This window comes from Marinobacter lipolyticus SM19 (assembly GCF_000397065.2).
Taxonomy (GTDB): domain Bacteria; phylum Pseudomonadota; class Gammaproteobacteria; order Pseudomonadales; family Oleiphilaceae; genus Marinobacter; species Marinobacter lipolyticus.
Map to the genome: position 1 here is coordinate 824370 of NZ_KE007306.1, position 13118 is coordinate 837487.

A 13118-nucleotide genomic window follows, 5' to 3' on the forward strand; every position below is an offset into this window, starting at 1 on the left:
TAACCAGATGCGTCGCGTTGTAATTACCGGCATGGGCATTGTTTCCAGCCTAGGTACCAATCAGAAAGAAGTGACCCAATCCCTGAAGGAATCCCGTCCCGGCATCGGGTTTAGCGAGGAAGCAAGGGACAACGGCCTGCGCAGTCATGTCTGCGGTCAGATCAACCTGAACCTTCCGGAACTGATCGACCGTAAACTCTGGCGTTTCATGTGTCCGGCCTCCGGTTATACCTACCTGGCCATGCGTGAGGCAATCGAACAGTCTGGCCTGACCGACAAGCACATCAAAGCTGATACCACGGGTATCATTTTTGGCCAGGGTGGTGCCTCTACGGTTGAACTGCTGGATGCCATCGATACCCATCGTGACCGTGGTCTCCGCCGTGTTGGCCCCTATCGGGTGCCGCGCACCATGGGCAGCGCCATCAATGCCTCCATCGCAACGGGCTTTGGCATCCGCGGCATCAACTATGGCATCACCTCCGCCTGCGCCACCAGCGCGCATGCCATTGGCCACGCAGCAGATCTGATTGCCCTGGGCCGCCAGGACGTCATGTTTGCCGGTGGCGGTGAGGATATCCACTGGACCCTGAGCCTGCTGTTTGATGCCATGGGAGCACTGTCCACCAAATACAACGACACACCGGAACTGGCTTCCCGCACCTACGATACGGACCGGGATGGCTTTGTTATCTCCGGTGGTGGCGGAGTATTGGCTCTGGAAGCCCTTGAGCACGCGGAAGCGCGCGGCGCCAACATCCTGGCCGAACTTGTTGGCTTTGGTGCCACATCGGATGGTGCCGACATGGTCGCCCCGAGCGGTGAAGGTGCAGTACGCTGCATGCAGCACGCCATGAAGAACGTGGAAGGCGAAATCAGCTACGTAAATACCCATGGCACCAGCACACCTGCCGGTGACGTGACCGAGTTGAAAGCATTGCGGGAAACCTTCGGCGACAAGATCCCACCACTGAGCTCCACCAAGCCACTATGTGGACATGCCCTGGGTGCCGCTGGCGTACATGAGGCCATTTACAGCCTGATCATGCAACGGGAAGGATTCATCGCCCCGTCCGCCAACATCCAGAATCTGGACCCTGGTGCAGAAGGCTATCCTATCGTGCGGGAACGCATGGATAACCAGAATCTCGACCTGGTCATGAGCAACAGCTTCGGCTTTGGTGGCACCAACGGTACACTGGTGTTCAAGAAAGCCTGATTGAACGGTATTCAGCCGGAGAAGTGCCCATCCAGCGCTTGAATGCCCGGCTGAATGCACTGAGCTCAGAGAAACCAAGCTGCTCGGCAATTTCCACCAGCGGCTTGGTTTTGTCCTGCATGTAGGATAATGCCTGCCTGCGGCGAACGTCCTCCAGCAAGCGCGCGAAGGTCAGCCCCTCCCGCTTCAGTTTCTTGTGCAGGGTATAGCGGCTCATATGCAGCTGCGACGCCACCGCCTCAACCCCCACCTTACCGCGAGTCAGCTGCACACTGATCAGTGAACTCACTCTTGAACTGAGGGTCGCCCGTGCTACCTCTTTCCTCAGAGGCTCTGATGACATTTGTTGCTCCTCCTAACCTGGGCTATGGCCCGATATGCCAATGCAAATAGCGTACACATGTTAGCCGAAAACAATCAATACGACCTTTGAGCAGGATCAAGGGAATGGAATTTCCGATAAGGCAGAATGCCCGGCCAAATCTTCCTTGGAGCTCCCATGAATATCCCGGAACTACTCGCCCCTGCAGGCACTCCCGAGCATCTTGAAATCGCATTTGCCTATGGCGCCGACGCTGTATATGCAGGCCAGCCGCGCTATTCACTGAGAGTACGCAACAACAGTTTCAGGGATATTGCGGCCCTGGGCACCGGAATCGAGCGAGCCCACCAACTGGATAAACAGTTTTACCTGGTGTCCAACATCGCACCACACAACGACAAAGTACGAAGTTACCTGCGAGATCTGGAACCGGTGCTTGAGCATAAGCCGGACGCCCTGATCATGTCCGACCCTGGCCTGATCATGCTGGTACGGGAAAAATGGCCAGAGCAGCCTATTCACCTGTCAGTGCAGGCAAATGCCGTCAACTGGGCCACCGTGGAATTTTGGCGGCGCCAGGGCATCAGCCGCGTGATTCTGTCACGAGAACTGGCCCTCAACGAGATACGCGAAATCCGCGAAAAAGTGCCGCAAATGGAACTGGAGGTATTCGTACACGGCGCACTGTGCATGGCCTACTCAGGCCGCTGCCTGCTATCTGGCTACATGAACCATCGCGACGCCAACCAGGGCGCCTGCACCAACGCCTGCCGCTGGAACTACAAGGAAGTGCAACACACCCATGATCACACCGGCGACCTGATCGCCACCTCCGTCAGCCACGGTGTTCAACAAATGGAGCCAAAAGAGATCCTGCTGGAAGAGCCCAACCGCCCCGGCAGCTTCATCCCCGCCTACGAGGATGAACATGGCACCTACATCATGAACTCCAAGGACCTGCGTGCGGTCCAGCACGTAGCGGAACTGGCCAAGATGGGCGTGCACTCCCTGAAAATCGAAGGCCGCACCAAAAGCACCTACTACGTTGCCCGCACCACCCAGGTGTACCGCCGGACCATCGACGAAGCAGTGAATGGCAAGCCCTTTGATATGAGCCTGATGAACGAACTCGAAGCCCTCTCCAACCGCGGCTACACCGAGGGCTTCCTGCGCCGCCACCTGCCCCGGGAATACCAGACCTATGAACAGGGCTCTTCTTTCCTCGGCACCCAGCAAGTTGTCGGAACCATCGCCGACACGGACGACCGTTGGCTGACCATCGACGTCAAAAACAAATTCGCCCCGGGGGATCAACTGGAACTGATCACACCTGCGGGCAACATTCGTTTCTCTGCTGATGCGATGGAAAACCGAAATGGCGAAGCTATGAGTTATGCGCCCGGCAGCGGCCATATCGTTCGCATTCCCACACCCGGGCAACTCCCGGCATCACTTGATCACAGCTACCTCACCCGAATCCTGCCCACCGGAGAACAGCAATTAGTCTGAAGCGTCGGGCGGGTCTGCCTCCCAAAACCCTGTCTTGCCAAGGATGGCAAGACGGAGCCCCCATGGATGGGTTCACGGCGTGTTTTGGGAGGCAGACCCGCCCGACGCTCTCCCCAACCAATTCAGTTCTGAAAACGACCAGACTATCACCCCGATTGCCAGCCCCTTAGTGCCCCGTGGGTCGATTAAGGTATAATCACCGTGCGTTCAATTTAATACCTGACTATTTTACTATGGTATTGTATAATCGCTCGCCAGAAGAGGTGGATCCGCCCCTTTACCCTGCCCCAGAGCGGCAGGCGGGCGAGGAAAATCCAGCATCCAAAAACCGATTGCAGGGCGCACTCACAGGATGAGCGACCGCTGCAACACCCAAACTGATGACATCCGCCAGTCAGATCCGACAACGCGACTGACGGCGACACCAAGGGCTACAAGCCCACGATGAGAGAATACGGAGCGACGATCATGGCGACCACCGACCAAGAGGTGAACGAGCTGATCAAACGGGAATACGAACACGGTTTCGTAACAGACATCGAATCCGATACGTTCGAGCCCGGACTGAATGAAGACGTTATCGCCCGCCTTTCCGGGATCAAGAAAGAACCGGAATGGATGCTGGCATGGCGCCTGAAAGCTTATCGTCGCTGGCAGGAAATGGATGAGCCAAACTGGGCTCACGTGGGCTATCCGAAGATCGACTACAACTCGATTTCCTATTATTCCGCGCCCAAGCGTAAGGAAGACATGCCCCAGAGTCTGGACGAAGTGGATCCGGAACTGCTGAAAACCTACGAAAAACTGGGCATTCCGCTGCACGAGCGTGAAAAGCTCGCCGGCGTCGCCGTTGATGCCGTGTTCGACTCGGTATCGGTGGCCACCACCTTCAAGGAGCCACTGGCCAAGGCCGGGGTGATTTTCTGCTCCATTTCCGAGGCCATCCGCGACTACCCGGAACTGGTACAGAAGTATCTGGGCTCAGTTGTGCCTCACGGTGACAACTTCTTTGCCGGACTTAACTCTGCCGTATTCTCCGACGGTACCTTCGTCTATGTGCCCAAGGGCGTGCGCTGCCCCATGGAGCTGTCCACCTATTTCCGTATTAACGCGGCTAACACCGGGCAGTTCGAGCGCACCCTGATCATCGCCGACGAAGGCAGCTACGTCAGCTACCTGGAAGGCTGTACTGCGCCCATGCGCGACGAAAACCAGCTGCACGCTGCTGTTGTGGAACTGGTTGCCCTGGATGACGCCCAGATCAAGTACTCCACCGTTCAGAACTGGTATCCCGGTGATGAGAATGGTAAAGGCGGCATCTTCAACTTCGTGACCAAGCGCGGTGCCTGCATTGGCAAGAACTCCAAGATCTCCTGGACCCAGGTCGAAACCGGTTCCGCCGTGACCTGGAAGTACCCGAGCTGCGTGCTGCGTGGTGATAACAGCGTCGGCGAGTTCTACTCGGTGGCACTGACCCACAACCACCAGCAGGCGGATACCGGAACCAAGATGATTCACCTGGGCAAAAACACCTCCAGCACCATCATCTCCAAGGGTATTTCTGCTGGTAAAAGCTCCAACGCCTACCGCGGCCTGGTGAAATTCGGCCCCGGCGCGGAAGGCGCCCGCAATTTTACGCAGTGTGACTCGCTGTTGATCGGTGACCGCTGCGGCGCCCACACGTTCCCGTATATCGAGAGCAAGAACAAATCCGCCATTGTTGAGCACGAGGCCACCACCTCCAAGGTCAGCGACGAGCAGATGTTCCTCTGCCGTCAGCGTGGTATCGATCCGGAGCAGGCGGTATCCATGATCGTGAACGGCTTCTGTAAAGAAGTGTTCAAAGAGCTCCCGATGGAATTTGCGGTTGAAGCCGGCAAGCTGCTGGAAGTGAGCCTTGAAGGCTCCGTTGGTTAACAGCGGTCTGCACACACCGGCAGAAAAACGAACTCATACAGTTTAGAGAAGAGAGAACCCGACAAATGCTCAGTATCAAGAACCTGCACGCCTCCGTTGAGGGCAAGGAAATCCTCAAGGGCATCAACCTGGAAATCAAGGCCGGGGAAGTTCACGCCATCATGGGCCCCAACGGCTCTGGTAAGAGTACCCTGTCCCAGGTGCTGGCAGGCAATGAGGCATTTGAGATTACCGAAGGTGAAATCACCCTGAACGGTGAAAACCTGCTGGAGTTGGAAACCGAGGAGCGTGCCCGTGAAGGCATATTCCTGGCGTTCCAGTACCCGGTGGAGATTCCCGGCGTCAGCAACCTTCAGTTCCTGCGTACCGCTGTGAACGCAATGCGCCATCATAAGGGCGAGGCCGAAATGAACGCCGCTGAGTTCATGAAACTGGCGAAGGAAGTGTCGAAGCAGGTCGATCTGGACCCGGCCTTCCTCAAGCGTGGCGTTAACGAAGGCTTCTCCGGTGGTGAGAAAAAACGCAACGAAATCATGCAGGCCCTGCTGCTGCAACCGAAGCTGGCGATCCTGGACGAAACCGATTCCGGTCTCGACATCGACGCCCTGCAGGTGGTGTCCAATGGCGTCAACGCCCTGCGCGCTGAGGATCGCGCCATCCTGATGGTGACTCACTACCAGCGCCTGCTGAACCACATTGTGCCGGACCACGTTCATGTGCTGGCCGGCGGCAAGATCGTCAAGTCTGGTGGTCGCGAACTGGCCCTGGAACTGGAAGAGCGCGGTTACGGCTGGCTCGGCATCAAAGACGAAGAAGAAGCAGCAGCCAACTCAGCCAATTGAGGGAGAGCGGAATGAAACCAGCACCAACACTTTCTGCCGCGTTCCTTCATCCGGCCGGGCAATCCCTGCCTGAGCCGCTGTTGGCGCTGCGTAAACAAAGGGGTACAGCACTGGTCGACATGCCACTGCCGACTCGCAAAACTGAGAACTGGAAGTACTCCAGCAAGTACCTGAAGCTGACCGACGACATGGCCATCTCGCTGCCCGCCGAGGGTAAAACCGGTAGCGGACTGGCAGTACCTGGTTACAAGGTGGCCTTCCTGAACGGCGTAATGCTGCCGGAAGCCAGTGATTACCCGGACCTGGACGGCATCTCCATTGAACGCTTTGGCGACCTGGATGACGTCGAGGCCGCCAGCCTGGCGGATCGCATGGACAGCACGCTGAACAGCTCTTCAGACAAGGGCGTCGTGCAGATGGCCCGGCTCAACTCCGCCCGTTTCGAGGACGGCCTGCTGATCCGCCTGAAGCCAAATGCCGTGTTGGACCAGCCGTTGTTCATCGTTCATGAAGTCAACGCCGATGCCAGTGGTTCCGCGTATCCCCGCATATTCGTGGATGCCGGTCGTCACAGCCAGATCACCCTGGTGGAGGAGTATATCTCCAGCGGCGGTGAGCCCGTCATGGTGAACACCGTCACGGAGTTCACTTTGGGGGACGGCGCCAATGTCACCAGCGTCCGCCTCAATATGGAAGGCGAAAATGTTCAGCACATCGGAGCAACCGGTGTGAGTCAACAGCGCAATTCGCGCTTTGAAAGCCACTGCGTCGGCTTTGGCGGCCCACTGCGCCGGCACGATCTGCAGGTTCGCCTGGAAGGCGAAGGCGCAGAGTGCAAGCTCAACGGCGTGGTTGTTACCCAGGGCAAACAGCACTACGACAACCACACCACCATCGAGCACGTGGCGGCCCACTGCAACAGCCAAGAAACCTATCGCAACATTGCAGCCGACCAGTCACATGCCGTTTTCAATGGCCGCATCCATATTCATCAGGACGCCCAGAAGTCCAATGCGGACATGAACAACAAGAACCTGCTGCTGTCTAACGGTGCAGAGATAGATACCAAGCCTGAGCTTGAGATCTACGCGGACGACGTCAAGTGTGCTCACGGCGCAACGATAGGGCAACTGGATGAAGTATCGTTGTTCTACCTGGTATCCCGCGGCATAGGCCGGCGGGAAGCCAACGTTTTGCTCACCATGGCCTTCATTAATGAACTGGTTGAGCAGATTCCGGTGGAGCAGGTACGGGATACCGCCCACACCCGACTGAACCAGTTCTTTGATCAGACCTTCGAGGGGGCGTGACCGGTTATGACAGATCTGTCCGTGGCCAACACAGCCAAGAAAACAGCGTTTGACGTTGACGCCATTCGCCGTGACTTTCCGATCCTGTCACAGCAGGTGAACGGCAAGCCGCTGGTGTATCTGGACAATGGTGCCTCAGCCCAGAAGCCGGTGGCCGTGCTGGATGCCATGGACCGTTATTACCGGGAGATGCACTCCAATGTTCACCGTGGCGCCCACACCCTGGGCGACCGCGCCACAGCGGCATTCGAAGGCGCACGGGAAACCGTCCGTAGCTTCCTCAATGCCGAGAGTACCCGGGAAATTATCTGGACCCGTGGCACCACCGAAGCCATTAACGTGGTAGCCAACGGCCTGGCCCCTCGCCTGAAAGCCGGTGATGAGATCCTGGTAAGCCAGATGGAGCACCATGCCAATATCGTGCCCTGGCAGATGGTGGCCGAGAGAACCGGCGCCAAAGTCGTGCCGATTCAGATCACACCTGAAGGCGAACTGGATCTGGATTCATTCAACAGCCTGCTGAATGAACGTACCCGTATATTTGCCATTACTCACGTATCCAACGCGCTTGGCACCGTCAACCCGGTGGCCACGCTGATCAAGGAAGCCAAGGCCCGGGGCATTATCACCCTGGTCGATGGCGCCCAGGCAGTGCCACATTATCAGCCGGATGTTCAGGCACTGGGCTGCGATTTTTACGCGTTCTCTGCCCACAAGCTGTTCGGACCGACCGGCATCGGTGTGCTGTACGGCAAGGCGCAGCTTCTGGAAGAAATGCCCCCTTATCAGGGTGGCGGCGAGATGATTGAGCGTGTGTCGTTTGAGGGCACCACCTGGAACACCCTGCCCTACAAGTTTGAGGCCGGCACACCAGCGGTGGCCGAAGCTGTCGGCCTGGGCGCCGCCATCGACTATGTGGGTCGTCTGGACCGCCGCGCCATGGAAATCGCCGAGAAGGCCCTTCTGGACCGCGCCAATCAGCTGGTGGAAACCGTGCCTGGCATGGAAATCATTGGCACCGCGAAGCATAAGGCACCGGTCATGTCCTTTAAAATCGCCGGGTTACACCCCAGCGATATAGGAACATTGCTGGATCAGCAAGGCATCGCAATCCGCACCGGTCACCATTGCGCCATGCCGCTGATGGCTTTCTACGGAGTTCCCGGTACAGCCCGGGCTTCCTTTGCATTTTACAATACGCTGGATGAGGTGGAACAATTGTTCACAGCCCTGCAGAAAATCCAGCGTCTGTTTGCCTGATGGAGGTGGAATTATGACAGCCGAAGTCTTCACCCCGACCGTTGCCGTCACCATGACGCCAAGTGCGGTCAAACACGTGCGCAAACAACTGGACAAGAAGCCGGACGCCAAGGGTATCCGGCTGGCCATCAAGAAAAGTGGCTGCTCCGGTTTCAAGTACGAGACACATTGGGTGGAAGAAGCCGCCTCCGATGACAAGGTGTTTCACATTGATGGCGTGGACGTGTACGTCAAAGAGGAACACCTGCCGCTGGTGAACGGCATCGAGATTGATTTCGTCACCGAAGGTGTGAACTCCATGTTCCAGTTCCGCAACCCGAATGCGACCGCCGAGTGCGGATGTGGCGAGAGTTTTACCGTAGCATAGGTCGGACTAGCGTAGCGTAATCCGACACCAAAGACAGAAAACAGCGAGGCCAGAACAGGCATGCAAGAACGGGAAGTTGTCCTGACCAAACGCGAGGTGGAAGCCCGCCTTGTTCCTGCCGGAACCGAAATCATGATTCCGTCGGATACCTTTGTGACCATCACACAGTCACTGGGCGGCACCTTTACCGTTGCGGTTAACGGCAACCTTGCCCGCATTGAGGGCCACGACGCCGATGCCCTTGGCAAACAGCCTCTGGAAAGCAGTTTTGATACCCCGGAAGACGGCACCGTTAACGAAAACCAGGTGTGGGAAGCCATGCGTAACTGCTACGACCCGGAAATTCCGGTCAACGTGGTGGACCTCGGCCTGATCTACGAATGCAAGATCGAGAATGGCACCGAAGATGGCAACCACGTCTACATCAAAATGACCCTCACCGCCGCGGGTTGCGGCATGGGTCCGGTGATCACCGATGATGTCCAGCGCAAGGTCGAGTACGTCCCCAACGTCGACAAGGTGACGGTTGAGCTGACCTTTGATCCGCCCTGGAACAACGACATGCTCACCGACGAAGCCAAGCTTGAACTGGGGATGTTGTAAATGACTGCCTGCGAACAAACGTTTCTGAACAATCCGCTCGGAAAAGACACCACCCTGGAAGATGTTCTGGATGGCTTCGAGTTTCTGGACGACTGGGAAGAGCGTTACGCCTTTATCATTGACCTTGGCAAGCAACTGCCGTCATTCCCTGATGAAGCCCGTACCGAGGAAAATTATGTGCACGGCTGCCAGAGCCAGGTCTGGCTGATTCATCACTACGATGAAGAAAGCGGCAAACTGTATCTGCTGATCGACTCGGATGCCATGATCGTGCGCGGCCTGGCCGCCATCATCCTGGTGGCACTGAACGGCAAGACCCCAAGGGACCTGCTGGCCACGGACATTGATGAGCTGTTCGAGCAGCTGGACCTGTTCCGCCACATCTCCCCGACCCGAGGCAACGGCCTGCGTGCCATGGTGGGCAAAATCCGCGATACCGCTGCCAGGGTTGCCACCGCCTGATCACCAGACGATGGCAACATCATCCCGCTGAATATTGATCTCACCGCCGGACAACGGCATCGTGCCGTTACTGAAATCCGGGTGGACGTTGTTCAGGGTTAGCCGGGTTTGGCTGTCAGACAGCTCCGGCGTTCCCCCGAGCGAATCGAAGAAACTCTCACTCCGATACAAATGCAGCTCGTCCCCCGGACGCAGCCCGGCCGTAGCGCCGGATGCCAGCGTCACCTTGCTGCCATCGACACGAGTGATGCGAGTGATGAATGGCTGGCAAGCCAGAGCTTCCTGAACCGCCGCGCCCATGTTCGCCATTACCTTATCCACCGCCTGACCGTACTGGGTTTCCTGGAAGCCCGCCGAGTCGAAACCGGCAGACACACCGGGACCGGCATCCCACTGTGCTTCGGTGGCAAAACGTTGCTGATAGACCGGCGCACCGCTGAATCCGTCAAACACCATCATGTCCGCTACAAAGCGCCGGTTCTGATTAGCCATACCAACACCACGCTGCATCCTGTCCAGAACCGACGTACCCCAGGCCGAAGGATCCGACACACCGAGATCGCGAATCACGCCCGTTACCACGAACTGTACATCCAGCTCGCGGGCCACCTGGATGACATTGGTCAGCCGGTTATCAAATTTCTGCTGAGTAGGTGCATTCAAAAGATCCTGGAACAGACGGGAAGTTGTGGCGCCGTAGACCTGAAGGCGACCGCTCTCTCTCAGGGATGCCTGCAACTGCTGCGGCAAGATTTCGCCGGCGTCACCAATGCGGCCAACTCTCGCCTGATCCGGATACAGAATCGGAAAGCCGGTGACGGCCACCCGTTTTTTCAGGCCAGCTGCGTCTCCGGCACTACACCGGCTGCTTTCAGACACTTCCGCCCTGACTGTTATGCGTAGTAAATCCCCACTACGGTACTCATCGACGATACGGGCATCCCGGGCACGGGCAGAAGACGCCACCCGCAGGCGGGATTCCGTGATGACACCGTTTTCCATCGTGTCGCGGCTGGTGATTTGTGCTTCGTACTGCAACGCGACGTCCCGCAATGCGGCTTCGCGGGCCTTGTCCCGGGCGGCGTCCACGTTACCGCTGTAGATGGTGGCATGCCCCACCCCCTCCAGCACAACGGCATTTGCCATCGGTGTAACCAGCAGGATCAGCACAAGCAGTAAACGGATGGTGTTCATATTCATTCAGTTACCCAATCGGACTTTCAGGCGAGCGGATCAATCAAGCTGGTTAATCAAGATAGTACAGGGAGTCAACGCTGCGGGCTTGCACATCCCCCGTACTGTCACTGTCACGAGGCACGGGAATCGGACACAGGTCCTGAACCTGAATGTCGGACACCTGAGCCACACAGGAACGAAATTCCGTCTCCAGTTTCAGCTCCATCACAGTTTCGAACACACCATCACTGTGTTCATTGACCGCCACCATTTTTGCGCCACGGATATAGCTGTCCACGTAGGTACGGAACATGTCATTGCTCAGCACAAAGTCACTGACGGTAGAGCTACCGAAGATGACGGTCCCGTAGACCCGCTCCGCCAGATTGCGATAGGCATCGAGTTGAGACGCACGACGTGCAAGCAATCTCTTGCGGGTGTTCGAACGGTCCCTGGACGCATCCTCATAGGTTCCGAAACCGCTGACCCGAACCGTTATCGGTTCCAGATCGCGATTGTCGCTACCATTCTGATACTGGCCGACCGGCGCGCACCCAATCATTACAGCAGCCAATACCGATACGAATATCCATCGCAGGGTCATGTTCATTCTCCGCAAACGCTTATTTCCATGACACCATGAAAAAATCACGCCATGTCACATAGGTGCTTGATAATTTTTAAATAAACCGAAAAGCCCCCTTTTCTTTCCATCATAAGCGGCAAAAATCCACCGCCACTTACACCAATAAAACAAACCGTTACCGGTTCACCGATGCGAAATATCAGGAACTTCCTTAATCTGAACCTCGTGTGACGTCTGACCCCCATGAAAACTATAAAGACACAACAGGAAAATACATGACCGAAAACCACCTGACCAAGTTGGCTATTGCTATCGGAATCTCACTGGCCACCACCACTGCCATAGCCAGCCCCCAACAACCCATGTCCTCCCGTTCTTTCGCTATGGGTGGCACCGGTGTGGCCGTGGCACATCCCGCATCCGCAGGGTTATCCAACCCCGCAATGCTGGCTGCCGATCAGCATAACTGGTCCGATGATTTTGGTTTGATTCTGCCTTCCGTCAACGCCCGATTCGCGGATGAAGAAGAGACTATCGATCAGATTGACGATATCCAGGACACCATCGATGACTTTCAGGAGCTGAATCGTGTATCGGAATCCGACGAGGCCCGTCGCATTGCAGGTGACCTGCGCCGCCAACTCAATGAGTTCGATGAAGACACTGTTCGGGTTGATGCCGGATTGACCATTGCTGCTGCCATTCCTACTGACGAGTACTCGATCGGCTTTTTCACCACCGGCAACTTGCGGACAACGGTTCGCGGCGAATTGGATGATCAGGACGATGCGTTTCTCCGGGAGCTGGAAACAGCAGACGAGCTGACATTGGCAACGGCTGATCTGGACCGTGACCTGCAGTCCCGCGGCAGCATTCTGGCCTCGGCAGTGATTGAGGTTGGCGTCTCTCTCGCCCGATCCATGGAACTGTCAGATGGCAATACCTTACAGATCGGTTTTTCGCCAAAGTACGTTCAACTTCGCACCTTCCAGTACACTGAGCGGGTATCCGGCTTCGACGATGATGATTTCGACAGCAGCGAATCCGAAACCACCAAGAGCGGGCTGAACTTCGATCTCGGGATGGCTTATACCTTTGGCGACGACAACGAATGGACCACCGGCGCCGTTGTAAAGAATGTGATCCCGATGGATCTGGAATCGGCAGCCAGCCGTCCTGAGCTGGGTGAAAAAAAGCGAAAGCTAAAGCTCCATCCGATGGTCACCGCCGGTATTGCCCACCGAGGCGACTTCCATGTGTTGACCGCCGAACTGGACCTGACCGAGAAGGAGGCCTTTGGCTACGAGGATGATACCCAGTGGCTGGCCCTCGGTGCGGAATTCGATGTGCTCCGTTATGCCCAGCTGCGTGCCGGCGTTCGACAGAATCTGGCCAGCAACGATGACAACGAGGGCATTGAGGAAGAAACCCAGTTCACCGCTGGTATTGGTTTGTCGCCATTTGGCGCTCGCCTGGATATCGGCGCGCTGTTCAGTGATGCGGATCTGGGCGCCGCCATCGAGTTGGGAGTGGCCTTCTAAAACC

13 protein-coding genes are annotated in these 13118 nt (G+C 56.9%); 10 read left to right on the forward strand and 3 right to left on the reverse strand.

The window, feature by feature from the left end; genetic code table 11:
- Positions 1-7 precede the first annotated feature (7 nt).
- Positions 8-1219, forward strand: coding sequence for a beta-ketoacyl-ACP synthase I (gene fabB, locus MARLIPOL_RS03800; RefSeq protein WP_012136762.1), 1212 nt, complete (start codon positions 8-10; stop codon positions 1217-1219).
- Here the strand turns inward: fabB and MARLIPOL_RS03805 are convergent.
- Positions 1206-1562 (reverse strand): helix-turn-helix transcriptional regulator, encoded by a 357-nt coding sequence (locus MARLIPOL_RS03805; protein WP_012136763.1) that lies wholly within the window; start codon positions 1560-1562, stop codon positions 1206-1208. The genes fabB and MARLIPOL_RS03805 overlap by 14 nt on opposite strands.
- A gap of 156 nt (positions 1563-1718) precedes the next feature.
- Here MARLIPOL_RS03805 and trhP point away from each other — a divergent pair, with 156 nt between their 5' ends.
- The 8 genes from trhP to MARLIPOL_RS03845 all read left to right on the forward strand — a co-directional run bounded on the left by trhP (position 1719) and on the right by MARLIPOL_RS03845 (position 9811).
- Positions 1719-3050 (forward strand): prephenate-dependent tRNA uridine(34) hydroxylase TrhP, encoded by a 1332-nt coding sequence (gene trhP / locus MARLIPOL_RS03810; protein ID WP_012136764.1) that lies wholly within the window; start codon positions 1719-1721, stop codon positions 3048-3050.
- Between the two features lie 468 nt (positions 3051-3518).
- Positions 3519-4967, forward strand: a complete 1449-nt coding sequence (sufB, locus tag MARLIPOL_RS03815; RefSeq protein ID WP_012136765.1) for a Fe-S cluster assembly protein SufB — start codon at positions 3519-3521, stop codon at positions 4965-4967.
- A 65-nt stretch (positions 4968-5032) separates the two neighbouring features.
- Positions 5033-5809, forward strand: coding sequence for a Fe-S cluster assembly ATPase SufC (gene sufC, locus MARLIPOL_RS03820; RefSeq protein WP_012136767.1), 777 nt, complete (start codon positions 5033-5035; stop codon positions 5807-5809).
- Positions 5810-5820: 11 nt separating this feature from the next.
- Positions 5821-7119, forward strand: coding sequence for a Fe-S cluster assembly protein SufD (gene sufD, locus MARLIPOL_RS03825; RefSeq protein ID WP_012136768.1), 1299 nt, complete (start codon positions 5821-5823; stop codon positions 7117-7119).
- A 6-nt stretch (positions 7120-7125) separates the two neighbouring features.
- Positions 7126-8379 (forward strand): cysteine desulfurase, encoded by a 1254-nt coding sequence (locus MARLIPOL_RS03830; RefSeq protein ID WP_012136769.1) that lies wholly within the window; start codon positions 7126-7128, stop codon positions 8377-8379.
- A gap of 13 nt (positions 8380-8392) precedes the next feature.
- Complete coding sequence (locus tag MARLIPOL_RS03835) at positions 8393-8746, forward strand: HesB/IscA family protein (RefSeq protein WP_012136770.1); 354 nt, start codon at positions 8393-8395, stop codon at positions 8744-8746.
- Between the two features lie 60 nt (positions 8747-8806).
- Positions 8807-9349: a putative Fe-S cluster assembly protein SufT gene (sufT, locus tag MARLIPOL_RS03840; RefSeq protein WP_012136771.1), complete on the forward strand. Its 543-nt coding sequence runs from the start codon at positions 8807-8809 to the stop codon at positions 9347-9349.
- A complete protein-coding gene (locus MARLIPOL_RS03845) occupies positions 9350-9811 on the forward strand; it encodes a SufE family protein (RefSeq protein ID WP_012136772.1) in 462 nt (153 codons plus the stop codon).
- Here the strand turns inward: MARLIPOL_RS03845 and MARLIPOL_RS03850 are convergent, their stop codons facing one another.
- Positions 9812-11005 (reverse strand): flagellar assembly protein T N-terminal domain-containing protein, encoded by a 1194-nt coding sequence (locus MARLIPOL_RS03850; protein ID WP_051123083.1) that lies wholly within the window; start codon positions 11003-11005, stop codon positions 9812-9814. It abuts the gene before it with no gap.
- A 52-nt stretch (positions 11006-11057) separates the two neighbouring features.
- Positions 11058-11591: an LPP20 family lipoprotein gene (locus tag MARLIPOL_RS03855; RefSeq protein ID WP_012136774.1), complete on the reverse strand. Its 534-nt coding sequence runs from the start codon at positions 11589-11591 to the stop codon at positions 11058-11060.
- A gap of 257 nt (positions 11592-11848) precedes the next feature.
- On the opposite strand from MARLIPOL_RS03855, the gene traF reads away from it, so the two are divergent.
- Complete coding sequence (traF, locus tag MARLIPOL_RS03860) at positions 11849-13114, forward strand: conjugal transfer protein TraF (RefSeq protein ID WP_012136775.1); 1266 nt, start codon at positions 11849-11851, stop codon at positions 13112-13114.
- Positions 13115-13118: the final 4 nt, after the last annotated feature.